This is a genomic window from Microbulbifer sp. ABF4_148 (genome assembly GCF_056158985.1).
Map to the genome: position 1 here is coordinate 483479 of NZ_JBSWUI010000001.1, position 24448 is coordinate 507926.

General features: G+C 56.3%; 21 protein-coding genes. 5 read left to right on the forward strand and 16 right to left on the reverse strand.

The features are described 5' to 3' along the window. Nucleotides 1-436: 436 nt before the first annotated feature. Nucleotides 437-2701, forward strand: a complete 2265-nt coding sequence (locus tag ACXAD0_RS02000) for a DUF5011 domain-containing protein (protein ID WP_475086669.1) — start codon at nt 437-439, stop codon at nt 2699-2701. On the opposite strand, the gene ACXAD0_RS02005 is transcribed toward ACXAD0_RS02000, so the two are convergent. The 10 genes from ACXAD0_RS02005 to ACXAD0_RS02050 all read right to left on the reverse strand — a co-directional run bounded on the left by ACXAD0_RS02005 (nt 2684) and on the right by ACXAD0_RS02050 (nt 13421). Further along, complete coding sequence (locus tag ACXAD0_RS02005; protein WP_475086670.1) at nt 2684-4096, reverse strand: hypothetical protein; 1413 nt, start codon at nt 4094-4096, stop codon at nt 2684-2686. The two genes, ACXAD0_RS02000 and ACXAD0_RS02005, sit on opposite strands and share 18 nt — an antisense overlap. 20 nt (nt 4097-4116) lie before the next feature. Beyond that, complete coding sequence (locus ACXAD0_RS02010; RefSeq protein ID WP_475086671.1) at nt 4117-5388, reverse strand: glycosyltransferase; 1272 nt, start codon at nt 5386-5388, stop codon at nt 4117-4119. Between the two features lie 12 nt (nt 5389-5400). After that, nucleotides 5401-6360, reverse strand: a complete 960-nt coding sequence (locus ACXAD0_RS02015; RefSeq protein ID WP_475086672.1) for a glycosyltransferase family 2 protein — start codon at nt 6358-6360, stop codon at nt 5401-5403. Between the two features lie 36 nt (nt 6361-6396). Further along, entirely contained in the window at nt 6397-7158 is a 762-nt protein-coding gene (locus ACXAD0_RS02020) for a WecB/TagA/CpsF family glycosyltransferase (protein WP_475086673.1), read from the reverse strand. A 25-nt stretch (nt 7159-7183) separates the two neighbouring features. Beyond that, entirely contained in the window at nt 7184-8185 is a 1002-nt protein-coding gene (locus ACXAD0_RS02025; protein ID WP_475086674.1) for a glycosyltransferase family 2 protein, read from the reverse strand. Beyond that, on the reverse strand, nt 8182-9114 hold the full coding sequence (locus ACXAD0_RS02030) for a sulfotransferase family protein (protein WP_475086675.1): 933 nt from the start codon (nt 9112-9114) through the stop codon (nt 8182-8184). Before ACXAD0_RS02030 ends, ACXAD0_RS02025 begins: the two co-directional genes overlap by 4 nt. Next, the gene (locus ACXAD0_RS02035) at nt 9111-10151 is read right to left on the reverse strand and encodes a glycosyltransferase family 2 protein (protein ID WP_475086676.1); all 1041 of its coding nucleotides are present in this window, start codon (nt 10149-10151) and stop codon (nt 9111-9113) included. The genes ACXAD0_RS02030 and ACXAD0_RS02035 overlap by 4 nt, the downstream gene beginning before the upstream one ends. After that, on the reverse strand, nt 10094-11077 hold the full coding sequence (locus ACXAD0_RS02040) for a sulfotransferase family protein (protein ID WP_475086677.1): 984 nt from the start codon (nt 11075-11077) through the stop codon (nt 10094-10096). Before ACXAD0_RS02040 ends, ACXAD0_RS02035 begins: the two co-directional genes overlap by 58 nt. Then, complete coding sequence (locus ACXAD0_RS02045) at nt 11074-11898, reverse strand: 2OG-Fe(II) oxygenase (RefSeq protein WP_475086678.1); 825 nt, start codon at nt 11896-11898, stop codon at nt 11074-11076. The genes ACXAD0_RS02040 and ACXAD0_RS02045 overlap by 4 nt, the downstream gene beginning before the upstream one ends. A gap of 647 nt (nt 11899-12545) precedes the next feature. Further along, on the reverse strand, nt 12546-13421 hold the full coding sequence (locus tag ACXAD0_RS02050) for a DUF533 domain-containing protein (protein WP_475086679.1): 876 nt from the start codon (nt 13419-13421) through the stop codon (nt 12546-12548). Nucleotides 13422-13622: 201 nt separating this feature from the next. Between ACXAD0_RS02050 and ACXAD0_RS02055 the strand changes: the two genes are divergently transcribed. Next, nucleotides 13623-14609, forward strand: a complete 987-nt coding sequence (locus ACXAD0_RS02055) for a calcium/sodium antiporter (protein ID WP_475086680.1) — start codon at nt 13623-13625, stop codon at nt 14607-14609. Between the two features lie 53 nt (nt 14610-14662). On the opposite strand, the gene ACXAD0_RS02060 is transcribed toward ACXAD0_RS02055, so the two are convergent. From ACXAD0_RS02060 to ACXAD0_RS02085, 6 genes are all read right to left on the reverse strand, one after another. After that, nucleotides 14663-14983: a chaperone modulator CbpM gene (locus ACXAD0_RS02060; protein WP_475086681.1), complete on the reverse strand. Its 321-nt coding sequence runs from the start codon at nt 14981-14983 to the stop codon at nt 14663-14665. 2 nt (nt 14984-14985) lie between these two features. After that, nucleotides 14986-15954, reverse strand: a complete 969-nt coding sequence (locus ACXAD0_RS02065; RefSeq protein WP_475086682.1) for a DnaJ C-terminal domain-containing protein — start codon at nt 15952-15954, stop codon at nt 14986-14988. A 91-nt stretch (nt 15955-16045) separates the two neighbouring features. Then, nucleotides 16046-17743, reverse strand: a complete 1698-nt coding sequence (locus ACXAD0_RS02070; protein ID WP_475086683.1) for a flotillin family protein — start codon at nt 17741-17743, stop codon at nt 16046-16048. Between the two features lie 16 nt (nt 17744-17759). Further along, a complete protein-coding gene (locus tag ACXAD0_RS02075; protein ID WP_475086684.1) occupies nt 17760-18419 on the reverse strand; it encodes a YqiJ family protein in 660 nt (219 codons plus the stop codon). Then, nucleotides 18419-19087 carry a PspA/IM30 family protein gene (locus tag ACXAD0_RS02080; protein WP_475086685.1) on the reverse strand — a complete coding sequence of 223 codons (669 nt, stop codon included), beginning with the start codon at nt 19085-19087 and terminating at the stop codon, nt 18419-18421. Before ACXAD0_RS02080 ends, ACXAD0_RS02075 begins: the two co-directional genes overlap by 1 nt. Nucleotides 19088-19102: 15 nt before the next feature. Continuing rightward, nucleotides 19103-19585 (reverse strand): hypothetical protein, encoded by a 483-nt coding sequence (locus tag ACXAD0_RS02085; RefSeq protein WP_475086686.1) that lies wholly within the window; start codon nt 19583-19585, stop codon nt 19103-19105. Nucleotides 19586-19759: 174 nt separating this feature from the next. Here ACXAD0_RS02085 and ACXAD0_RS02090 point away from each other — a divergent pair, with 174 nt between their 5' ends. From ACXAD0_RS02090 to ACXAD0_RS02100, 3 genes are all read left to right on the forward strand, one after another. Further along, nucleotides 19760-21142: a nicotinate phosphoribosyltransferase gene (locus ACXAD0_RS02090; protein ID WP_475086687.1), complete on the forward strand. Its 1383-nt coding sequence runs from the start codon at nt 19760-19762 to the stop codon at nt 21140-21142. A 265-nt stretch (nt 21143-21407) separates the two neighbouring features. Then, nucleotides 21408-23051 carry a TldD/PmbA family protein gene (locus ACXAD0_RS02095; RefSeq protein WP_475086688.1) on the forward strand — a complete coding sequence of 548 codons (1644 nt, stop codon included), beginning with the start codon at nt 21408-21410 and terminating at the stop codon, nt 23049-23051. Between the two features lie 51 nt (nt 23052-23102). Then, nucleotides 23103-24434: a TldD/PmbA family protein gene (locus tag ACXAD0_RS02100; RefSeq protein ID WP_475086689.1), complete on the forward strand. Its 1332-nt coding sequence runs from the start codon at nt 23103-23105 to the stop codon at nt 24432-24434. The last annotated feature ends 14 nt before the right edge of the window (nt 24435-24448 follow it).

The following is a 24448-nucleotide window of genomic DNA, read 5'->3' on the forward strand; positions in this document are numbered from 1 at the left end:
ACCCTTCTACGGAAATTATCGTTTCGCACTGTGTTTTGCGAAACACGTCTCCGTTTTATCAGAAGGTTGGCTTGCCAATTGCTTGGGGTGGTTGGAACGCAAGTTTGCAAAGCAAGTCGACCGGTTCTCATGCCGCCTCATTCAGGTGCATTGCTGCCGCGACGCAGTTTGTTACGTAATGGGAGAGGAATTTATCCGACGATGCGCCTCCTATCGTACCGGGCAGTCGTTCTGTTTCGACAAGCATTTGCATGTCGGAAATGTGATTTGGTTGTTAGGGATTGGAATATTTTCCGGCCCCCTGTTGTCAGCCGCGGGAAGCAATTCTTGAATTGAATAAGCCTATTTTCGTCGATGAGATTCCTGTCACTAAGTCGACAGGTCTGAACGTTAAAATGGATGCCGATTTCAACTACAGACGTATCAGGGTTTGAGGATGTCTAAATTAGTTTACGTTGTTGTATTCGCCATGTTGCTCGCAGGATGCGGCGGTGGCGGTGGTAGCTCCGGTGGCGCGGATATCGACCCGCCCGGCAATGGCGGCGGTGACGATGGCGGTAGTGGTGGCGGAGGTGGCGACGATGGCGGTGGCGGCACCACGAATACCGCACCAGTCATTACGCTGGTCGGCAGCAGCGTCGTTGAGATCATGGAGGGCGATAGCTATCAGGACCAGGGCGCCACAGCGACGGATGCCGAAGATGGCAATCTCACCAACCAGATACAAGTGAGCGGAGCGAATTTCGATACGAATGTGCCCGGACGCTACACCATTACCTATCGGGTCACGGACTCGGGTGGTGCGGGCGCGTCGGCGACGCGTGACGTAGTGGTGATCGGTGATGCGGCCCCGACCATTAGCCTCCTCGGCGATAATCCCGTAGTCGTCCCGGTCGACTCCGTGTTCAACGATCCTGGCGCGACTGCAGAGGATGCCGAAGATGGCACTTTGACAGACCAGATCCAGAGCAGCTCCAACGTCGATACCACAATCATCGGCACGTACACGATCAATTACTCCGTAACAGACTCAGGCGGAAAGTCGGCAGCCGCCTCACGAGAGGTTCGAGTAACTGATCCCGGCATGGCAGCGTCTTCCGTGGTAGCGCGCTTGCGCTCATTAACACGGGTATCCGGTGTTTCGCCCGAGACGGTCTACTTTTCAGCGCAGGACTCCACCGACGAAAACTGCGTAGATTTTTCGGATGGCAATGACGCGACCGCTTGTGCCACCGGCCAATGGCTCGCGTATCACTTCGATTTTGATGATCCAGACTCCGGCAACTTCGCAACCACAGGGTTGAGTCGCAACAAGCAGGTAGGCCCATCACCACGTGCCATCCATACCTTTACCTGCACGCCTGAGAGCAGTCGATACCAGAATGGCACCTGCGTTTACAACGTCGGTGTGCGCGCGATGAATCCGGACGGCGAATTCAGCGATGCCTTTTTGGAAATCACAATCCAGGCTCAGGAAACGGCATACGACCTCGCGGATACAATTTGTGTCTCGCCGGCGGGCAACTTTGACGGTTGTCCCGCAGGAGCGGAACAACGGCAGCAGACCCCGGATGTCGGCGGATATTCCGGCAAGCGAATTTTGCTCCACGCTGGCGAGCGCCACTCCAACATCTGTATCGGCTATGGCGAGAAAAATGTCACTGTGGATACCTACGGTGTCGGTACGCGACCACTGGTGCCAGATGTCCGCGTTGGCGTAGACACGGGATGTGGCGATACCGCACCAAATACCAGCCGCGCCCGTGGCTATGACATGCTCGCAAAGGATGGCGCCGGCCATATCACTCAGGGCTGGGCATATGACATTACGGTTACCGGGATTCGTGCCGGGTTCGTGGGAACAGGCATGTCCTCTACCCTTGTCACTGCCCATGACCTCGATATCGACTGGTCAAATGACAGTGAGTTTCCCGGCGGCTTTGCGTTTATCAGCGCCGGAAGTTACTGCACCAATACTCCGGAAGAGCTTGACTGCGATGTGGTCCCGTCTCCCTATGGCGTGTTCTTTACGGACTCCGTCGTCAAGGCCAACGGCAACAACCTTCCCAACATCAACATCGGTTGCATGAATGATTGCCTGATGATCAACGGCGGAATGGCTGGTATTGAAGCCAAGCATGCGATTGAACACAACGCACGCTTTATGGGTGTCTGGGGATTTGTTGCTTCCAATCTGCGCCTGCGCGGCGATCACGTTGGCGGGCGCGGCGGCAAGCATCGGATTACCCTGCGCCAAACCAGCGATACGGACAATGTCAGAACGGATAAAGATGCGGAAGATTTTGCGGCAGGTAACCATATACGAACGCGCGATATCAGCGAACATTGGTCACCAACCTTCAACTTTATCTTTGACAGCATCTTTAATGATACCGAGATGTTACCCGCGCACGAGTCGGCCGCGTTCGTAGATATTCGTGGTGGCCACTTTTATACCGGGGTTTTTAACAACGAATTCCTGCTCGACGAGGTGGATCAGTCGGCTTCGCAATTGAGCCTCGGTGGCATTAACGTTGTCGAGCAGGGGAATGTCTTCAATCCAGTAAACCGGGAATGCCGGATCGTCTCGGGCGTCATTGAGGGACCCTATCTGGATACCAATAAGATATTTACCAGCATCCCCGGCTGTGGCCAACTGGCGCCGCGCGAGCTCGTCGTGCCGCTAGCGCCGGCTCGCTAAACTGGCGAGATCAGGCGGGGCAACGCCTGTGCGTTGCTCCGCCTGGGTCTGCATAGCAGGCCTCCTGGCCAGCTGCCTGGCGAGATGGAATGATGGCCCTGCAGCGCAGCCAATCAGGAACCAGAGCCATGAGTACATAGAGGAATTCGGTAACTGGTTCATCATCAGCAGGGTGACAAATACTGCACTGCCCAACAGGACGTAAGCGCCTTTGTCCGCGCCCATCCGCTTGATCATTTTCAGGTTGCGCAAGATGGCGCCCAACATCAGCCCAAAGAGGCCCAGGTAGGTAAAAATCCCCCAGGAACTCAACTTGATAATCCAGTAACCATCAGTGACCGAATCTGCAAAACGGTTCCTCCCCCATTCGCCCCAGCCAAACAACAGCTTCTCTCGCGCATGCTCGAGCAAGTGGCTTTCATGGAAAAAACGAAAATCCAGCGATTGCGCGCGATCTTCACCGAAGGCACTGGCAATCAACTCAACGATGCCGGCATGGGGAAAGATGGCGAGTATGCAGAGCAATGGATAGGAAATAATGGTGAATGCGAGTGTCCGAATGCCCATTACTGAGAGCATTTTGGGCAATACGACAATCAGCAACAGTGCCATCGTGCTCAACAACCAGGCACCCACCGATTTACACAATATAATCACCATAGCCAGATACAGAATCACCAGCATGTTCGGCACGGGGGCGAGCTTGACTCCGGAGCGATTTAGCGCGAGCGCAAACATAAACACGACCGCGTAGAATGCTGCAACCAAGAGGCCATGCCCCACAAAAACCACAGGACGGAAGCCATCGAGACGCACCTGCTGTGAGAATTCATGAGGAAAGAAGCCATACAACATACTGTGTAGCTGTGGGCTCATCCGTACCTCGTACAGCACCAGAGGCGAATAGAGTAATCCGGCCAGCACGACCATTTTCCCTACCCAGGCCATGTCTTCGACATTCTTCACCAGGGTGAGCCCCAGGATAAACGGTAATAGTGTCAGATAGATCCCGACCATGGCGGAGATCGAATCTTTCGGTGCGATACCAGGAACGGCAACTGCACCATTAAAAAACGGTTCTGAATTGGTCAACACCGTTAAGACCGGTATGACCACCAATGCGATAACGGCAATACGCTCGAAACCATGATCGGGAAGACCGCGGAACCGTACATTCTTGATTAACGCACAGGCAATCGCCGCGGTGATGACAGGAATGGTCTGCTGATCAAGGGGCGGAATCAGGGGTGGGTCAAACTCTACCTTTACTGGTAGTAGCAGATAGCCACCAACAATCGTGATAAACGTTGCCGTCAACGGTCGCATGCGCTGATAGAGTACGATGGCAACAACGGGCCATAAACAGAGAACCGCAAAGGCTATTGCATTTGGCATTGTGGGTTACTTTTCCTGCATCATCCTTGCACCGTATCACCGGGTCCGCGTTCATCCGCTGCTGCTTCAGTCTGTATTACGATGGCGTCGCGCAGTTTTTTGGCATTCAGATCCAGATCAAACTCTCGCAATACCTGTTGCCGCGCAGCGTTGACGTATATATCGAGCTGCGCATTCTCACATTGCAATGCCGCTGCCAGCGCGTCCGCCAGCTTTTCCGCAGAGGGTTTCGCAACGAATCCCGTGACACCATTGATCACCAATTCCGGCAGCCCCGAAATATCGGTACTGACCACGGGAATTCCCCTCAGCATGGCTTCCATCAACGCTACCGGTATGCCGTCCATATCGCCATTGCGATCCTGCTGGCATGGAAGGGCAAAAATATCCAACGTTTGCAGCCAGTTGGCCACGTCCCGGTTTGGCTTCGAACCCAGAAACTCGACTACATCATCGAGCTTGGCGTCCGCAATCTGTTCGGTTAATACGTCGCGCAACGGGCCATCACCGACAATCTGTAACCGAAACGGTATATTGCTCTGGCGCAAACGTGACGCAGCATCGATCAGAAGGTCGAAGCCTTTTTTCTCCACCAGACGACCCAGTGCACCAATGACTTTCGGCGTGTTATCCGGGGCAATGTCTCTGGCTGGAAACTCTTCAGCGCTAACGCCACAGCGGATAACACAAATATTTTCTGTGGGAACACCCTGCGCTTGTAGCCATTGCACATTGAATTGCGAAATGGTGGCAAAGAATTTTGCGCGCTGTACTTTCTGCGTCAGCAGATAGCCTCTTTCAAACAGATCATTGGCATGCGCGGTCACCGAGTAGGAAATACCGGCGATGCGCGCAGCATACATGCCAATATCCGAAGGGACATGGGCAAAGTGTATATGCAGGTGTTCAACTTGGCCCGCAACAAGTTTTTTGGCCAGCGTCGCCGCCATTAAAAAACGAAAAGCCAACCCCAGACTCCCGCGGAACCCGAGGTTAGCCTTCGGCATATCGGACAGCAGAAGCCACAATGTGCTGAAGTAATATGCCGGTCGGTTAACCACACACCAGAGACAGTTAACCAATAACTGCAAGAATGGCGTTTGATAGAGAACCTGGGTACGCCCGGACAACGCCCGAAGTTTCTCGTCTTGCTCATGCCCATTCGGACGATGAACGGAAACCGGCAGAATGGAGAAACCCAGCTTCTCTAACGCAAAGATTTCCTTGTAAACGAAGGTCGCGGAGAGTCCAGGTAGTTCGGGCGCGAGATAGGCAAGCCGCAGTTTTGTCATTCGTTGCGGTCCTCAGGCCGGGTTCACATCGGCCGGCGCGTTTTCGCTAAGCCAGCGATGCCTCGCCATTTCCTCGAACTGATCAATTGCCTGTTCGCGCCCGCGAATCAAAGTGCTCCACTGGAAGTCGTTGATAAACGCGCGCAGTTCCGGCTCCGGATATCGTCTCTGCCCCATCAGCCAGCTTCGCAAGTAGCCCCATACGACCGCCATACTGCCAATTACCTGCGGATACTCGAGCATACGGAACATCGCGCTTGCCAAAATATAGATAAAGCCGGTCCCCATAAAGTACTGACCATAACCGTGTCGCATGCGACCCGTCAGCACCCCTTTCTGGCTGGATCCCATTGTGCGCAGGTGAATAAACTGCAGATTCTGCTCGTCCCAGCTGCGCGCCTTCCACCCCAGGTGCCTCGCTTTATGGCAGTCAATCGCATCCCACATGACTTCATGCACGATACCGCCAATTTGTTTGAAGCATTCGGTCCGGTAGAATTTGCTCATCCCCACAGACATATCGTCGCTGCGCCGCTCACTGATCAACTTGCCGTCACGCAGGTTGTACGGCTTGCCGCTACAGGTCCCCAGCCGCGGATCCTGCTCCATGCGATCGAGCAATGTCTCAAAATATTTGTGGGGCAGCTCAACATCCAGATCCAGCTTGCAGAGAAATTCAAACGACTCCCAGTCCACCTGCTCCAGGCCTGCATAAAATGCCTCTACGACGCCCGGCCCCACGTTACGAAAGCCACGATTCTTCCGTGTATAGATCTGGATGAATGGATACTGTTCGGCATAGCGCTGGAGGATCTCTGGCGTCTCGTCGGTCGAGCCATCATCGACAATCAACCACAAGTCAGGTGTTACCGTCTGATTGATGACGCTATGTAGCGTGTGCTCGATGAACTCGGCTTCATCCCGACAAGGGGAGACGATCAGATATTTTTTGAGGCTTTTTTCCGCTGACATTGTGAATTCCATTTCGCTTGCGGGGCTGAATAAATATTAGTTTCTCGCCGGAATCGAACGATAGATCCTCGGCAAACTTCTAAAGTTCGAGAAATATCGTGCCGCCAGGCGTGCGGGGTTCTGCATCAATCGATAGAGCCACTCAAGGTTCAACGTCTGCATCCACTTAGGTGCGCGCTGTTCCTGGCCAACCAAAAACAATAGTGACGCACCGACGCAGAGACCAACCCCGGTAGCTCGGCTCGCTGCCAACCGTGCCGCCAGAATCTCCTGCTGGGGAGATCCGACGGCGAGAAACGTATAATTTGGCGATATCTCCTCCACGAAGGATACGACTTGATCAATCTCAGGCGGCTGTTTGATAAAACCCATGGGCGGGTTGCGGTGATGGAGGTTCAGCTGGGGATAACGCGCCCTCAACGTCTCGATGACATCGTCATCCCCACCGATTACGACGATCTTGTCGTTTGCAGTCAATATCTCTGCAAATAAATGGGCGGTCATGCCGCTTCCAGTAATCACTTCCTCGACCTTCAGTCTCTTCAAGCGAAGAATCTTTTGCAGAATTCGACTGTCGCAGAGAGTCAAACTGGCCTGGTGATAGGCTTGCCGATAAGCCGAGGTATACGCATCGGAGGCATCGCTCGACAAACGCTGGACATGGTCGATATTAGGAGTCACCACATACTTAAACTGTGCAGACCGGGACAGAGCACCGATCGCATCGACCGCTGCCCGGAACGGCAGCGCGTTGATCTGACAGGTGCCAATATCAATCGGCGCGATGTTCATGTCCATATGTCATTCCCTGATGGGTACAAGCCTACTTGTACTCAATGAGTTCCAACTGGCGATTGGCAACTTTTTTCTTGATGAATTCCCATACGCCGCTGAGCTGGGCAAATTTGCCGAGGATGACAAAGCGGGCATAGAGATTCGCGTTCTGTCGCGCTGTACCCCTGGACATTTCAGCGCGCTGGATCTTAACGAGCAAGAGGCCATACACCGTGGCCAGGACAAGAAGAAATACTGGCGAAACTACGATGGCCGCACCAACTAACGCCACGGGAAGCGCCAGCGCATAAAGCGCGATGCTCATCAATTCGCGTACCTTGAACTTTTCCTGCCCCCGCCCATAGAGACTCGCACACTGGGCATAGGCATGCCCAGAGCGCTTGGCGCGCTTCCAGAACTGGCCAAACCGATGCATGTCGGCATCGTGGTATGTCATGGGGTGATCAATTTTCTCCAGCGACCAGCCGGCCTGTCGGAGGCGATAACACATCTCTGGCTCTTCACCGGCAATCATCTCGTTGCGAAATCCGGAGATCTCTACGAATGCGGCGACGCGGATCAGAAAGTCGCCACCGCAGGATTCAATTTTTCCGTTCGGGCGATCCCATTCCATATCACAGAGCTGGTTGTAGACAGAGGCTTCAGGTCTGGTTTCCTTGCGGCGCCCACAGACCACGGCGACGTCGGGATGATTTTCGAGATGTGCTATTGCGACGGGCAGCCATTCCTGATCGAGCATACAGTCACCGTCAATAAACTGTAGATGCGTCAATGAGGCTTGTTGCTGCAGGAGTGCCCCTGCCCCCGCGTTGCGCGCTCGCGCTGCCGTAAATGGAATACTCGTATCCAGCGTAATGATTGTGTCGGTGTAGGTCCTGGCGAGCTCGAGTGAGCCATCCGTGGAACCGGAGTCAACGTAGGCAATCGCACAGTTGTATCGGGCAATGCTGTCGAGGCATCGGCGCAGGCGCTCGCCCTCATTTCTTGCAATGATGACAATGCCGAGGGTGGCATAGGACGGCTCGTTCACAGCGCGGCCTCCGGATGCAATGGACTCGATGTTGCTATCCAGTCCAGGGGTTGCCGGGATACGATGCTCGAGAAGTTATCGCAGTTCAGGCTGACGCCGAGCATGTTCCCAAGGATCGCGAGGTCCGCATCGATTTTACGACAGGCATACTGGTAGGCGGCCTCTGATAGCACCGGCCGCTCTGACATAGTTAGCGAGTTCTTGATGCGAGCCCGGACACTTTTGGGTACCAGCATTCGACGCACCCAAGTCATCGGCCTGGATTCAATCAGTGCGCCGTACAGAGGAAACTTGCGGATGCGCTCTTTCGAGATATTGGTCTGCTGATTGTCACTGGACCAGCGTACGCTGCCACGATAGCCAATATGTCGTGCCACGCGCTCGAGCTCATCTTCAGACTGTTCTTTGAGCCTCTCGAAAAAGACCGGCAAAATACTGTCAGACCCGAAGCGCTCGATATAGGGCGCCAGCTGGTTGGCATAGAGACTGTAATCAATCAGCTCGGGATGGCGAAATATTGCCTGGTTGATATCTTCCCGAATGTTATTTTGACTCCATTCGTGCATGTACTGGGAAATCAATCGATCGATCGGGTGACGCATGACATACACCAGGCGTGGCTTGGGAAGCGCACTCGCCATCCGCTCGACGGTTTTTGGATAGGTCGGCAGCTTCGTGTAATGGGTACTCGCCTCGCCCAGGAGGTCCCCTGACTTGGCTGCGTCAAATAAGGAGCGGTACCAGGCAGTTCCCCGCCGGTAAACTTCATCATCACTGAAAAAATTGGGCTCCTTGGGATCCGGCATAAAGATCCCAGGCTGCTGGCAGAGCTGTGCGAATAATGTGGTCGTCGCACATTTCATCGCACCGATAATAATGAAGTGCGGGTAGTTGTCTTCCATGTTCTCTTCCAGTACCTGATCCGTCACCCGAATGCACCTATCCAGATATCCCGCCACTGAGACTCGATCGCGCCTTTATCTCGTTTGCCGATCAGCCGCTTGAGTGTTGCGATAATACGTCCGCTATACCAGGCGCAGTTTGCCAGTAACAAATAGGCCCAACCGCCTTTTTTGATGAAGTAGCGGGATCTCGCGGCGTAATAGTAAGCTGGCAGGCGTTTTTGCAGGGCGGTCTGGCTTTTTACGCTCGAGCTACCACCGCGGAAATGGATAAACCGGGATTCTGGGCACGGGATTATTTTCCAGCCATAGGCGCGTGCCCGCCGGCAAAAATCGGCATCTTCGAAATACATGAAGTAGCCGTCATCGAGCAAACCAATATCATCCAGCACTTCGCGGCGGATCAGAATGCTGGCGAAACTGGCCCACTCCACTTCGGCATCGCGATCACCGATTGGGATTGCGACTTTGTGCCGGTGGAATATGCGCTCCAGCAGTTTGAGCGATGCACCACGCATCAGCTCACTCGCGATACCATGTAATCGAAAGCGGCTGATCTGCGGCCGGCCATCGTCATACTCAAGCTGGGGTGCAAACAGCCCAGCACCGCTTGTCTCCTCGACCTTGTTTAATAACGCAGCAATTGCACCGGGCCGCGCGATGGTATCGCTATTCATGAGCAGATAGTTTTGGGCAGGCAACGCGCGGATTCCGACGTTGTTGCCATAAGAGAACCCACCATTTCGATGGCTGGCGATGACGTGGTATTGCTTCGCATCCTCCTCAGCCAGAGTCGCATGCCACTGCTGCAGTTTTTCCAGGGAGCCATCAGCGGAATCATTATCAACAAGCGCGACTGCGATATCGCCTTTGCGGCCAATTTCCGACAGCAGACTTTCGGCACAGGCAATCGCGAGTTCCGGCGTGCGATAGTTAAGAATGATAATCGCGAGTCGAAGTCCATTGGGCCCCATCTGGGCATCATGATCCATGTAATGGTGTCTCACTATTTGAGCAGCAAGGTATCCTTGGCATTGGTTTTCAGGCGAACCGATGCCTGCCATGTTTTATGTCCGAGTAAGTTCGCCAGTACATGCTGTGTCCAGAGCGTCACACCCCACTTTTTGATGCTGAATCGCGCCCGTGCAAGCCGGGATTGCAGGCGCAGATAGCCTCTTTCGATGGTGCCCACTTTAGCCGCAGGTGCAATCGTTGTCTCATAGCCCTGTGTGCGCATAAGTGCGCCGCATCGTGCTTCGACCCAGCGAATTTCTTCGGGCCGCAGACGCGATTGCCACTGATTGGCAAACGCCGCACTCGGGTAGGAGTAGGTCGTGTCATGGCCGATCTCGAGCATATTCGCTTCGTAGGTGACGCCGAGGAACTCACACAGCGCTTGCATGTGATTCTCAGGTTCTGTCACCAGCTCTTCATAGTGAATATGGAAGTGCCTGGCGTTCGGCGCTCCAGCGATCAGGTGTTTGCGACGCTGCTCGACATCAATCCAGTATTGAGAGCCTTCATAGGTATTGCCCACCCAGCCCATACCAATACAGGACTTGGCGACATCACGGGGATCGCGATACAGATGGATATAGGTGGCAGCGGGGAACAGGCGTGGCAAAAGATCGATGCGAGAATGGATCGAAGCACCCATACGCGGCTTGGATGAGCGCCGATCCAGCTGCCGCAGCATATCGAAGACCTGTTCGCGGTATCCAGCCTGCGTTGTCAGTGTGAGGTTGTAGGCCAGCGTCTGACGATGCGTGGCCAAATGCTCGCGATACGCTGTTTCTGATGGCCACGCATTACCGCGCGCAAAACACACGGCGGCTTCGAACTCGCCGAACATATTGAGCGCGGAGTGATGGTCGAGGATCAGTCGCAGTAGCGTGGATCCAGAACGAAGAGGGCCGACCACGAAAATCAGGCCTTCTCCATCATTGCCGAACGCGGCTTTTTCAACGGCCTTTTCAGCGGCTTCGTTCATGCCTGTACCTTGCTATCGCGACCGGAGAACCATTTCTTTATAGTGCGCATGACTTTTGCGGCGAAGGTGCGTATCGGGTTCTTGCGGGTGAGATCCTCGACTTTGCCATCTTTACCGAGGAATAGCGTGCTGTGCAGCTTTTTCTTCTGGTCGCCGCGCTCGCCGGCCGTATAGTAGTAGAGCGCAAGGGACACTCGATCACGATCTTCGGGACATTCGAGTGGATCCGGATGACCGTGGTAACTGTTGGCGGTGGTAGAAAAGATGGCCATCCGGTTGAACAGCGGCGGTATGGATTGCTTGCACACTTTTTCTTGGTCACACCACAGCTCAAAGTTGCCGCCCCAGGCCTCCTGCCAGTCTTTGTTGAGATAGATCAACACGTTAATCCGGCGGTAGACATTCATCCGGCGATGGCCATTGAAGTCGACATGGATACCCAGCTTGCCACCGCGCTGGGTCTTGTGCAGACCCGCTCCATGTAAATAGGGATCGGGTATCAGGCCATTGATCCCGGTGAGCTTTTCAAGAAATTCGAGAAAGGGCGCGGAATTGAGATTGTGGATGAGTATCCGGGTGACGGGCCCCATACTCATATCGGAGCTCATCTGGAGCTTGCGCTCATATTTTGATTCGAATTCCCGCCAGTATTTTTTTCCCTTGTAAAACTCGTCGATGACCTCTTCAAGCAGCGCTGCCGGAAAAATATTGTCATAGACGCCATGGGCGAAAGGCGCGGCGGATTGATACTTGGTGCTTTCCTGATCCGCGATAGCGCGCAGCTTTTCTATTGGCAGGTAGTCTTGATAGCGATAGGACATGTCTTAAAACCTGGTTTCCGTGGAAATAAGATCTGTACAGGCATGCCGATTGACATGCACTGAGATATTGTTGGGCAAGATCCGTGCCCGACTGAACGTGTGTGTGCTTTGGAATACGGCAAGCGTGGCCTGAGCACCACGTAATATGCTCAGCGTTTTACTCAGGTGGCTAAATGCACTGGAGAACGTAACAAGACCGCGAGGTGTCGAGAAAAGTTGCGCGGGACCATTTTCGGGAAGGAAGCCCACCCGGAAAAAGTTTCGAAAGGAAAAACAGGTACCTGTACCCATAGATTGACGCGCTCCCTGCGCAGCTTGCGAATAGACGCACAGCACCATGCCGTACTTCACACGCGGGGAAGCTCCCAATCCTTTGAAAAGCAAAAGGCCCTGTCACAAGAATCATCTTCGTGATTCTTATATTCCGAACTTTCCTCTCGATGCGGCCGGAGCCGGCGGGAAATTCATCGTGTTTGGTGTGCCTCTTCAAGCCGTCATGGCTTGCCCCATGCCGGTTATTATTGAAAATTGCGGCGCCTGTGTAAACACACGGGCGCCGCAGCTTTCCGATTGTCTGGCGCGTAAAACCCTATTTGTAAGCTTCTGTCATATCAGCGCCTTTCGTTCAGCAAGAATGCTCAGCGGGTTCATGCGGCCATCTGCATATGCGCACGCTCATCAATCATATGGGCGACTTTCATGTCGATACCCAACTTCTCGGCGAGCTGGTCCATGTAGGCATGTTCCCGCGCATTGTCTTCGCGGATCGTCATGGCAGAAACGAGGTAAAGGTTTAGCGCCGTCACCGGGTCCTCGACGTCATCCACCAGCTGATCGATATCAACGGGTTGACGCAACATGCGCACTAACTCTTCGCGATCGCTGTCAGTCATACCGTCAGGCAGCCTGGACAGTATGTTCTGCTGTTCTTCCGCCTGAATGGCACCATCGGCCTGCGCAGCGGCAATCATGGCACGCAGCATCAGTTCTGCCTGGGCCTCGCCCTGCATACCGCTGGTTTCTCCAGCGAAATGGAACATGCCATTGCCGCCTCGTGCAGCATCGGAGGGCCACACGCCCGGATTCGCATTTTGTCCGTGAGGGCCCTGCGGGGAGAACTTTCCCGCGCCGCCGCGGAATATCTGTCCGAGGATATCCATCAGGCCGCCCCCGCCAGCGCCGCCACCCGGAATCGGGACGACTTTGCCACTGACGGCGCCACCGCTTTGTCGCTGCAGTTCTTCCAGCACTCGCCGCGCGATATCCGCGAATACTGCGCCGCCACTGCCCGCGGCGGCACCGGGTGCGGCACCGCCAAAGATATCGCCGCCGGCGGGGCGACCACCGGCAGACGCACCGGCCGCCGACGTACCGGGCAGGTCAATCGGATCCGGCGACGGGACCTGACTGAAGTCCGGGCGGGGCACGCCGCGCGCTACGGATGGGGACTGCTGGCGCTTCTTTTTGTTGAGCAGGGACATCCCGGCTCCGATCAGGGCACCTAAGAGAAGCTTCTTGTTCATGCCCAATACCTCCGGCTTGGCCGCTTGAATTAGCACTACTCTAGTGTCGGGCCCCGAGGATGCGTCGCGGGCCGCCGGGACAGTTGCGACCCCATGGTTCTCCAGCCCGAGTTGCGAACCTCGTTATCGACCTGTCGTGAGGCCAGAAAACCGCTACAATCGCGTCCCGATCTGATCAGCGACTGAATTACAGGATTTCCTATGCTGCTTGCCGCCCTCGCCATCGTTGTTGGCTTTGCCCTGCTGGTCTGGAGTGCCGACCGTTTCGTCGAGGGCGCCGCGGCCACAGCCCAGCACGCCGGCATGCCGACTCTACTCATCGGTATGGTCATTCTTGGGTTTGGCACCTCAGCGCCGGAAATGGTTGTCTCAGCGATGGCGGCGCTGGATGGCAGTCCGGGCCTGGCGCTGGGTAATGCCTATGGCTCCAATATTGCCAACACGGGCCTGATTCTCGGCATTACCGCCCTGGTGATCCCGCTCACGGTCAATTCCCGTATCGTCCGCAAGGAACTGCCTTTGCTGCTGCTGATCACCGTGATTACCGGTGCGTTCCTGTGGAATGACGCCCTGTCACGCTGGGAAGCCGCCTTGCTACTGGCCGGCTTCTTCGCGCTGATCGGCTGGTCGATCTGGTCCGCTATGCGGGGCAAGGGCGACAAGCTGGAAGGGGAAATGGCTGGCGAACTGGAGGTGCATAGTATGCCCCTGAGCCGCGCATTGTTCTGGGTGGTAGCCGGCTTACTGGTCTTGGTAGCCAGCTCGCGCCTGTTGGTTTGGGGTGCGGTCACCGTCGCGGAATCGCTCGGTGTCAGCGAACTGGTTATCGGCCTGACCATCGTCGCACTCGGCACTTCCCTGCCGGAGCTTGCCGCCACGGTCATCGCCGCACGCAAGGGGGAGCACGACCTGGCAATCGGCAATGTGGTCGGTTCGAATATGTTCAATTTGCTGGCGGTGATTGGTATCGCCGGTACGATCGCGCCCATGTCTTCGGTGCCCCCGGAGGTCATGTATCGCGACTGGCCGATGGTGCTGGGCCTGACCATTGCCCTGTTTGTTTTTGGTTATGGGTTCCGTGGCCGGCAGGGTCGCATCAATCGTTTTGAGGGGGCCGCGCTGCTGCTCGCCTATGTCGCATATAACGCCTATTTAGCGATGACGATTACCCGAGCCGCGACCGCCTGATATGCCTGCCGCGATCGCCCGCAGCGATCAGCTGGGGCGATCAGTTATGGGATTTAGTCCCGCCGGTTCTCCAGGCGCGCCAGCCGCGCCTGCAACCGCTCAACCTCTTCCAGTAAATCCAGCGCCAGGGCGGCGCCGGCCAGGTTGACGCCAAGATCGCGCTCGAGCCGGCTGACCTTGCGCACACGCCGTACACAAATACCGCTAAAGCGCCAACGCGTGCGGGCCCCTCGCGGCTCAATGATGCCCTCTTCGACCAGTGCCAATATCCGCTCTGCCGGCATACCACACGCTCGGCACAACTCAGCCAGGCTTAACTCACTCTCTTCATCCAGTATCACACCGGTGATTTCGCGGTAGTGTTTTGTGCCCATAGCTAGCCTCCCAGACGACTGCGCGGATCGAATTTAAAGGCCTGGCTGAACTGCTGGTAAGCCTCTTTTTCCGCCTCGGTATTCGCCGGCGGCGCAACCACATTCAGGACCACGTACAGGTCACCGGCTTCTTTGGCGGGTATCCCGCGGCCTTTCAGGCGGAGCTTGCTGCCATCCTTGCTGTTGGCCGGGATGGTCAAATTCACAGGGCCATCCGGCGTGGGTGCCTGCACCTTGGCGCCGAGCGCGGCCTCCCAGGGCGCAAGCGGCAGGTCCAGATACACCGTCTTGCCTTCTGCTTTATAGATGGAATGCGGGTTGAAGAGAATTTCCAGATAGAGATCACCGGGCTTGCCGTGGCCAATCCCCGGCTCGCCCTGCCCAGCCAGACGAATCTGCTGACCCTCGGTGATACCCTTGGGGATCTTCACATTGAGCTTGCGCTCCTTGATCTCGGGCCGGCCATCGGATCCGAGCACCGAATGCTTGAGCCCAATCTGCCGAGTGGTACCGCGATAACTGTCTTCCAGATCGATGGCGATTTTGGCGTAGGTATTCTCTCCCTCGGCATGGAAATGCCGGCGCTGTGCCCCACCATATGCACCGTCATAGCCGTGAGCAAATCCCCCGGCGCGGCCAAACAGGCTCTCGAAGAAATCGCTGAAGGCTTCCGGATCCGCTTCGGTATATCCACCGCCATGGAATTCGAAACCCGCATCCCACCCCGGTGGCGGGCTGAACTCCTCACCGGAATGGTAACCACTGCCAACCTGGTCGTAGGCGGCCCGCTTCTCCGGATCCTTGAGCACTTCGTAAGCCTCGCTGACTTCCTTGAAGCGCTCCTCAGCCTCATCCTCCTTGCTGACATCGGGATGATATTTACGCGCCAGCTTGCGGTAGGCGCGCTTAATCTCAGCCTGATCCGCATCGCGTTCCAGGCCGAGAATGTTGTAGTAGTCCTTGTATTCCATCGTTCTATAAAAGCCCAAAAGTACCGGGCTCGCCACGATGGAGGCGCCATAAAAAAAGCCACCTTGCGGTGGCTTTTTTTTGATTGAGGAATTATTCCGTTTCTGTTTCCAGTCCCTGGGCGAATTCCTTGACGCCTGCCTCTTTCAATAGAGAGTCGACCAGCGGCGCCATGGCGCGATGCTTCAACGCGCTGCCAACCAGTGCCTCCGGCAGGCTCTGCCCTGCGCTGTCGGAATCGCCCTGCAGGATTCCGCCGCCAGTGCGCTCGCCAACACCACTCAGGCCATCGACAGAGACAATCTTCATGCCTTCAATGCTTTCCAGCGGTTTGACGCTTTCGCGAATGATATTCGGCAGGCTCTCGTGCAGGCTGAGCACTTTCTTCAGGGCCACCTGCGCTTCGTTTAGGCTGTTAAAGGCCTCGTTCATCAGGCGCTGGCCTTCGGCATCCACCGCATACTTTTCGCGATCCGCTTCGACTTTGATACGAATCGCTTCTGCTTCCGCACTGGCCTGCAGGCGCAGCGCTTCTGCCCGGTCGTCGGCGGCCGTCTTTTCTGCCTCAGCCGCGACGGTGATCGCTGTCGCCTGGCGCTCAGCTTCTTTCTGCGCTTCGATGATCTCGATATGCTTATCCCGTTCAGCCACCTCTACTTCCTTGGCCGTACGCACCTGCTCTTCCGCTTTTACCGCTTCGGCGAGGGCGACGTTGGCATGCTGGTCCGCAACAGACTGTTCCTTGGATTTTTCTGCGACGGCAATGGCGCGCTCCTGCTCGGCGATCTCGACAGACTTTTGCTTCGCGATGCGCTGCTCCTGCAGAATCCGCTCGCGCTCGATTTCCTGCTCCTGCAAGCGCTTCTCTTTTTCAATCTCCAGCAAGCGTGTCGCCTGTTGCGCAGAGATGCGCGCCTGATCTACCTCACGTTCAGCCTCGATCTCAGCCTGGCGTGCGGCACGATCGTGGTCCGCGTGTTCCTTGGCAATGTCTGACTTCTGTGCCGCTTCGCGGTTTTCGACTTCGCGCTGCTGTTCCAATTGGGCGTAGCGCTTTTCACGCTCGATTTCGAGCTTCTGGCGTTCGGCCTCGAGATTCTTTTTCTCGATCTGGACCATGGTCTCCTGCTCGACGTCATTGACCTCTTTACGTCGCGCTTCAATCGAGCGGGTCATGCTCGCCAGACCTTCCGCATCGAATACGTTGTCCTGGTTGAAAAATTCCTTGTGGGTCTGGTCGAGGCCGGTCAGGGAAACGGATTCGAGTTCGAGGCCGTTTTTCAGCAGATCCTCGGAAACCACCTGCTGTACTTTTTGCACAAACTGACTGCGCTGTTCGTGCAGTTCTGCCATTTCCATCTCGGCTGCAACGGAACGCAGGGCATCAACGAACTTACCCTCGATCATTTCCTTGAGCGCATCCGGATCCAGTGTACGCAGGCCGAGGGTCTGGGCGGCATTGGCAATGGCGTCAACGTCAGGCTTAACGCGCAGGTAGAACTCTGCCAGCACATCAACACGCATACGGTCTTTGGTGATCAACGCGTGCTGTTCCTTGCGGGACACGGCCAGACGCAGGGTATTCATATTGACCGGGATAATCTCATGCAACACCGGCAGTACCAGTGCGCCACCGTTCATAATGACTTTCTGGCCCCCCATACCGGTTCGTACAAACGAGCGCTCTTTTGAAGCGCGGGTATACAGCCGTGCGAAGACCGTACCGATAACCAGCAGGCCAACCAAAACGGCGCCCGCCATAAAAATAATGCTGGAAAAGTTCTCAATCACTGCTCGAATCTCCGTTTTAGTGTTCTTCCATGAGATGTTGGCTGGTGGGTCGGATTACCTTGAAATTTGCCCCAAGACCTTCCACCAACAATACCGCTTCCCCCTGCTGGAAAGCTTCACTGCCTTCCGGCTCCACCATGACATAGTGGGTGGTTCCAAACTCGTCGCGGAAGCGGGCTTCCGCCGGACTGCCGGCCCTGGCCTCGCCGAGGGTAATCGTCGCTACCCGACCGATAAAGGAGTCCCTGCCAACCGCTTCTGTTTCATCGCCGACGGCAAACCGGCGCAATACATTGCCGACCATACGCACCTGCGGTAGCGCCAGCAGGAAGACTGGAATCACCACCAGCCAGCCGGGCAACAAAAACCCGAAGACGGCCTCTACGGTCATCTGGATCAGCAGACCGGTCACGCCGAACGCGACGAGGAAAGCCACCAGCAGGATCAGTGCAGGCACCTCGCCAAAGCGCAGCCAGCCCAACAGCTTGGTCATTCCGCCGCTCAGACCGCTGTCCGGAACATCAATGTCGACATCGACATCCGGCAACATATTGTCGAGCAGGTCGGAAATACCGACGCCGATTAATGTCATCACACCCTCCAGACAGGCGATCAGAAACATCAATACCAGTGCGCCGGTAAAAAGGACGTTGCCGTCCTCAAGCAAGAATGCCATCAGGCCTCCTGTTGTGATTTTATTTTCGCCAACCGTTCTTTAATGCGGTTGCTTCTGGTGAGCTCTTCGAGCTCTGCGAGCTTGGTCGCGTCGGCGGTGGATTTCACGGTGGTGACCCCCGCATTTTCCAGCACGCGATCAAATGCGTCGTTCGCCTGCTCGACCTTATTGGCGGTCGAGCGGCTGCTGCCCTGCGCCTCTGAGGTAACGCCATTACTGACATGCTCGTTGGCCTTGTTAAATTCCAGCAGCTGCTCACGCATTTCGCGCTTTTTCCCCTGCAGCGCGCTGATATAGGAATTCAGCTCGGAGATTTCGGCATCTGCGTCAGTCACGGCTTTTTCAAGAATCGGCAATTGCACTTCGATGTCCATTTGCTTGGCAATTGCGACTTCGGCCAGATCGTCGCGGCCGGACTGGACCGCTACATCAATCTGCTCGGCAAGGCTGGCATGTCGGCTGTTTTCGTCGTTCAGCGTTTTGCTGGTGAGATACTTTGCCGCTTCTGCTTTGCCCAGCTGATCTTTTACCTCACCGATCGCGTCCTCAACTTCGCGGATCGCCTGCTCCATCACCATACCCGGAGTGGCGTTTTCAATCGAGTCCACCAGCGCATTGGCCGATGCTGCGATTATCCGGGAAACACGCTTCACTAATCCTTCTCTCATAACGATCTCCTTTGCTTAGGACTCAATTTGTTCTTTTTCCAGATCACTCTGGCAAATACCTGACAGCTGCTGCCGGATCGCTTTGCGGGTCTCCGGTTCCGCGACGCTGACCTGTTCCTGGGTGGCGAGCAACAATAGTTGCTCGAGCAGCGACTGAACCGCGGGCAGAATGCGCGTCTCGAGGTTAGCGGTCGCCTGTTCACTTCCCGCATTCGACTGGACGGCTGCGGCGCCCTCGGAAAGGAAATCAAACAAGGCTTCGACCAGTACGCTGCGCGGCCCATCTTCGAGGTAACGCGCGCGCATCGGCAAAATTGCTTCCGCTGCACTCACGTAGGCCCGGGCGAATGATTCGGTGCCCACCGCCTCGCGCGTCATTGCGATTAACTCGCGCACCTTCTCGCTTTGCGTGACCGCACCATTGCGGTCAATGGACATCAGGTACGCGTAATCCTCCGGCGAGAGGCGAGCAGAAATTGATTGGGATTTTGTCAGCATAACCGTCCCTGTCTTAACTTGTATACAAAAGTACACACGGATGTATACAAGTGTCAACATTTTTCCGGTCACAGCGGATAACGGGATTGTTAGCATCGAAATGACGCCGCTGACCGCGCCGATGCGTCGCACTGTGCTATTCGTTCAGGCACCAGTCCGCCACGCTTCGTGACCATGGCCAACGTCATTCTCAACGTCGACAGCTACAAAGCCAGCCACTATCTGCAGTACCCGCCCGGGGCGACAAAGGTAAGCAGCTACATCGAGTGCCGTGGCGGCGTATTCGACGAAGTCGTGTTCTTTGGTTTGCAGGCCTTCGTCATGGACTACCTGCTAGACGCGGTGACCGAGGCCGATATCGAGGAAGCGGAGTCACTACTGCAACCCCACGGCTTACCGTTTAACCGCGCCGGATGGCAGCACATCCTCTCGGCCCACGGGGGGCGCCTGCCGCTCGAAATTAGCGCGGTTGAGGAAGGCACAGTGCTGCCGCTGCGCAATGTCATGCTGCAGGTGGTCAATACCTGCCCACACTGCTGCTGGCTGACCAGCTATGTGGAAACTGCGCTGGTGCGGGCCATCTGGTATCCCTCAACCGTTGCAACCCAGAGCCGGGAGATTAAAAGAATCATCGCGCGCTATCTGGCCCTGACGGCGGACAGCCAGGAGGGGCTGGCCTTCAAGCTGCACGACTTTGGCGCACGGGGCGCCAGCAGCCTGGAATCGGCGATGCTCGGGGGCATGGCGCACCTGATCAATTTTTCCGGAACCGACACCGTTTCGGGGCTGGTCGCCGCACGAAAGTACTATGGCGCTGATATGCCTGGATTCTCGATTCCCGCGGCCGAGCACAGCACCATCACCGCATGGGGGCGCGATCGCGAGCTCGATGCCTATGCCAACATGCTCGATCAGTTTGCCGGAAGGGGTCGTACGGTTGCTGTCGTGAGTGACAGTTATGACCTATGGCATGCGGTGGATAAGCTCTGGGGTGGACGCCTGAAGCAGCGGGTTATCCACAGCGGTGGGACATTGGTGATCCGGCCAGACTCGGGAGAGCCGGTGCAGATTGTGACCGAATGCATCGACCGGCTGATGCGGCTGTTCGGTGCCACCACCAATCGCAAGGGATATCGGGTGTTGCCGCCATTTGTCCGGGTCATCCAGGGTGACGGCATCTCCAGCCATTCCATCCCACGCATCCTCGAGGCGATGAAACAGCGGCGCCAGAGTGCGGACAACATCAGCTTTGGCATGGGGGGCGAGCTCCTGCAGAAAATCGACCGTGACACCCTGAGCTTTGCCATGAAAGCCAGCGCGATCGAGATCGATGGGCGCTGGCACGATGTCTACAAGGATCCTGTGACCGGCCCGGAGAAAACCTCCAAGCGCGGACGGCTGGCGCTGGTCGACGATGCGGGGACGCTCGCTACGGTACGGCTCGAGGCGGTGGACGAACAGGCCAATCTGCTACGCCCGGTCTACCGCGATGGCGCACTGTTGCGGACTGTAAACTTCGACACAATACGCGCGAACGCGGCACTCCCCCGCGACTAAATTGATCGAAACCCCTTCGCCCGGCGTATTGTCACTCTATCCCCGCTCAGATTCGTTTCGGCGTCATGCCCTTTACAGCGACGCCAAAACCAAATATTGGTAGGTGTTGGGTTTCAGCGACCGTCCGATGTGATAGCGTGGGAACCGACCGCCGGAATACCATCCGGATATAACAACAAATCCAGGATGCCGCGGAGCGCCACAAGCGCCCGGGTGTCCACCCGGCACGGGCTTTGCACCCGTGGCTGCACCATCGGGGAGGAACATGCACAATTCACTTCACAGAAGACAGTTTCTGAAACTTGCCGGCGTCGGCGCTTCAGGAATCTTGCTACCCGTCGTCGGCGTACCCGTTTCCGCAGAACAACTGGCCAGCAATGGTATGGATGTCGGGCGCAAGAAGAAGCTTGCCGATGTCGTCCTGAATACGGCACGTCAGGTAGGCGCCAGTTACGCCGACGTCCGCATCGGCCGTTACCTCAACCAGTTCGTTATTACCCGCGAGACCAACGTCGAGAATATCGTCAATACCGAGTCGTTCGGCGCAGGTATCCGGGTGATCGCCAACGGCACCTGGGGCTTTGCTGCCACCAATGACCTGACGGAAGATGGCCTCGCGAATGCCGCTCGCCAGGCGGTCGCCGTCGCCAAGGCCAATTCCAAGTACCAGACCGAACCGGTGCAGCTGGCGCCCGTCAAGGGTGTGGGCGAAGTCGCCTGGAAGACACCCATCGTCAAGAATGCCTTTGAGGTGCCCATCAGCGAGAAGGTGGACTACCTGATGGAGGTCAACAATGGTGCGCTGGAAGCCGGGGCGAGCTTTATCAACTCTTCGCTTTATCTGGTGAACGAGCAAAAGTATTTTGCCTCCACCGACGGCTCCTACATTGACCAGGACGTGCACCGCCTGTGGGCGCCGATGCAGGTGACCGCGGTCGACAAAAAGACAGGCGCTTTCAAAACGCGCAACGGCCTGAGCGATCCGGTCGGGCGTGGCTACGAATATCTCGATGGCCGCGAGGAAGACAAGATCCACGGCCAGACCGTGCTGTACAAGAACTCCTACGATATGGCGGAGGATGCACGCCTGGCCGCAGAGCAGGCCCAGGTCAAACTAACCGCCCCCTCTATCGATCCGGGCAAGTACGACCTGGTGCTGGAACCCTCGCACCTGATGCTGACCATTCACGAATCTGTCGGCCACCCGCTGGAGCTGGACCGCGTACTGGGCTACGAAGCCAACTACGCCGGCACCTCCTTCGCCACGCTGGACAAGTGGCGCAGCAAGGAATTCCAGTACGGCAGTGACAAGGTCAACCTGTTTGCCGACAAGGTCCAGCCGGGTTCACTCGGTGCCGTCGGCTTTGACGACGAAGGGGTAAAAACCAAGCAGTGGGACCTGGTCAAAGACGGCGTGCTGGTGAACTACCAGGCAACCCGGGACCAGGTACATATGATCGACCAGGACGAGTCCCATGGCTGCAGCTATGCCGATAGCTGGTCCAGTGTGCAGTTCCAGCGCATGCCCAATGTGTCGCTGGCACCGGGGCAAAACAAGTACTCGGCCAAAGACATGATCAAGGATGTGGAGAAAGGTATCTACATTCTCGGCCGCGGCTCCTACTCCATCGACCAGCAGCGTTACAACTTCCAGTTTGGCGGTCAGCTGTTCTTCGAGATCAAGGACGGTGAGATCGTCGGGCAGGTCGAAGATGTGGCCTACCAGTCCAACACCCAGGAATTCTGGAACTCCTGTTCCGCAATTTGTGACAAGAGCGATTACCGCCTCGGTGGGACGTTCTTCGATGGCAAAGGTCAGCCGAGCCAGGTCAGCGCCGTTTCCCACGGTTGTTCGACCACCCGTTTTGACCAGATCAATGTGATCAACACTAAGCGCAAACTTTCGTAAGGCCCCACAAGGGCAACCCACGTACAAAAATAATTGAATGGAGAAAATGTAATGGCAATTTTATCCAGGAGTGAAGCGAAGCAGATCCTCGACAAGGTGCTCAAGTACAGCACTGCAGAAGAGGCGAGTGCGCAGCTGAGCGGCAGTGAGGAAGGTAATATCCGCTACGCGCGTAACAGTGTTTCCACCAGCGGTATCGTCAACAATATCGAGCTGGCTGTCGAAGCGCGCTTCGGCAAGAAATCCGGTGTAGCCACCATCAACGAATTTACCGATGCAGCTTTGGAAAAAGTCATGCGTCGCGCCGAAGAGCTGGCCAAGCTGTCGCCAGACAATCCGGAAGCCATGCCACTGTTAGGCCCGCAGAAATACCTGCCGGTCGATGGCTTTGCCAAAAACACCGCGAGCATTACCCCGGACCAGCGCGCCAAAGCCGCAGCCGACTCAATCATGGCGGCCAAGGAAGACAAGGTTGTTGCCGCAGGCTTCCTGCAGGACGATCGTTCTTTTGCGGCGGTCGCCAATACCCGCGGCCTGTTCGGTTACCACGTTTCCACCTCGGCCAACTTCACCGTCACCATGCGTACGGAAAACGGCCTCGGTTCCGGTTGGGCGCAAAGCGATGTGACTGACATTAGCGACATGAGCACCGCTGCCACTTCTGCGGTGGCCATCGACAAGGCGGTCAGCTCACAGGAAGCGCGCGCACTGGAGCCCGGCAAGTACACCGTTATTCTGGAACCGGCCGCGGTCTCCGGGCTGGTGGGCTACATGCTGTTCAACATGAATGCGCGTTCTGCCGACGAAGGCCGCAGCTTTATGAGCAAGCAGGGTGGCGGCAACCGCATCGGCGAGAAGATGTTCGACAAGCGTGTAAACCTGTATTCCGATCCGGCCGATCCCAGCCTGCCATCCACGCCCTGGGCAGACGATGACTTTATGGCGCTGTCGCGCACCGACTGGATCAAGGACGGTGTGGTGCAGAACCTGCCCCGCAGCCGCTTCTGGGCGGATAAAACCGAGTCCGAGGCAGTACCCCAGGGCAGTAACATCCTGATGGTGGGCGGTGACAAATCGACTGAAGAGCTGATTAAAAATACCCGCCGCGGCATCCTGGTGAGCCGCACCTGGTATATCCGTATGGTTGACCCGCAGTCCCTGCTGCTGACCGGCCTGACCCGCGACGGTACCTTCTATATCGAAAACGGCAAAATCAAATACCCGGTGAAGAACTTCCGCTTCAATGAAAGCCCGGTGATCATGCTCAACAATATTGAAGACATGGGTCGTCCCGAGCGTGTAGGTATGTGGGGTTTCTCGGGCATGATTCCCGCACTGAAAGTGCGCGACTTTACCTTCAGCAGCCTGTCTGACGCAGTCTGATCCACATCGGTAGA

Excerpts from the sequence above, each read along its gene's own strand:
- ACXAD0_RS02000 (WP_475086669.1), top strand. The coding sequence starts at position 437 with ATGTCTAAATTAGTTTACGTTGTTGTATTCGCCATGTTGCTCGCAGGA.
- ACXAD0_RS02005 (WP_475086670.1), bottom strand. The coding sequence starts at position 4,096 with ATGCCAAATGCAATAGCCTTTGCGGTTCTCTGTTTATGGCCCGTTGTT.
- ACXAD0_RS02010 (WP_475086671.1), bottom strand. The coding sequence starts at position 5,388 with ATGACAAAACTGCGGCTTGCCTATCTCGCGCCCGAACTACCTGGACTC.
- ACXAD0_RS02015 (WP_475086672.1), bottom strand. The coding sequence starts at position 6,360 with ATGTCAGCGGAAAAAAGCCTCAAAAAATATCTGATCGTCTCCCCTTGT.
- ACXAD0_RS02020 (WP_475086673.1), bottom strand. The coding sequence starts at position 7,158 with ATGGACATGAACATCGCGCCGATTGATATTGGCACCTGTCAGATCAAC.
- ACXAD0_RS02035 (WP_475086676.1), bottom strand. The coding sequence starts at position 10,151 with ATGGCAGGCATCGGTTCGCCTGAAAACCAATGCCAAGGATACCTTGCT.
- ACXAD0_RS02040 (WP_475086677.1), bottom strand. The coding sequence starts at position 11,077 with ATGAACGAAGCCGCTGAAAAGGCCGTTGAAAAAGCCGCGTTCGGCAAT.
- ACXAD0_RS02045 (WP_475086678.1), bottom strand. The coding sequence starts at position 11,898 with ATGTCCTATCGCTATCAAGACTACCTGCCAATAGAAAAGCTGCGCGCT.
- ACXAD0_RS02050 (WP_475086679.1), bottom strand. The coding sequence starts at position 13,421 with ATGAACAAGAAGCTTCTCTTAGGTGCCCTGATCGGAGCCGGGATGTCC.
- ACXAD0_RS02055 (WP_475086680.1), top strand. The coding sequence starts at position 13,623 with ATGCTGCTTGCCGCCCTCGCCATCGTTGTTGGCTTTGCCCTGCTGGTC.
- ACXAD0_RS02060 (WP_475086681.1), bottom strand. The coding sequence starts at position 14,983 with ATGGGCACAAAACACTACCGCGAAATCACCGGTGTGATACTGGATGAA.
- ACXAD0_RS02065 (WP_475086682.1), bottom strand. The coding sequence starts at position 15,954 with ATGGAATACAAGGACTACTACAACATTCTCGGCCTGGAACGCGATGCG.
- ACXAD0_RS02075 (WP_475086684.1), bottom strand. The coding sequence starts at position 18,419 with ATGGCATTCTTGCTTGAGGACGGCAACGTCCTTTTTACCGGCGCACTG.
- ACXAD0_RS02080 (WP_475086685.1), bottom strand. The coding sequence starts at position 19,087 with ATGAGAGAAGGATTAGTGAAGCGTGTTTCCCGGATAATCGCAGCATCG.
- ACXAD0_RS02085 (WP_475086686.1), bottom strand. The coding sequence starts at position 19,585 with ATGCTGACAAAATCCCAATCAATTTCTGCTCGCCTCTCGCCGGAGGAT.
- ACXAD0_RS02090 (WP_475086687.1), top strand. The coding sequence starts at position 19,760 with ATGGCCAACGTCATTCTCAACGTCGACAGCTACAAAGCCAGCCACTAT.
- ACXAD0_RS02095 (WP_475086688.1), top strand. The coding sequence starts at position 21,408 with ATGCACAATTCACTTCACAGAAGACAGTTTCTGAAACTTGCCGGCGTC.
- ACXAD0_RS02100 (WP_475086689.1), top strand. The coding sequence starts at position 23,103 with ATGGCAATTTTATCCAGGAGTGAAGCGAAGCAGATCCTCGACAAGGTG.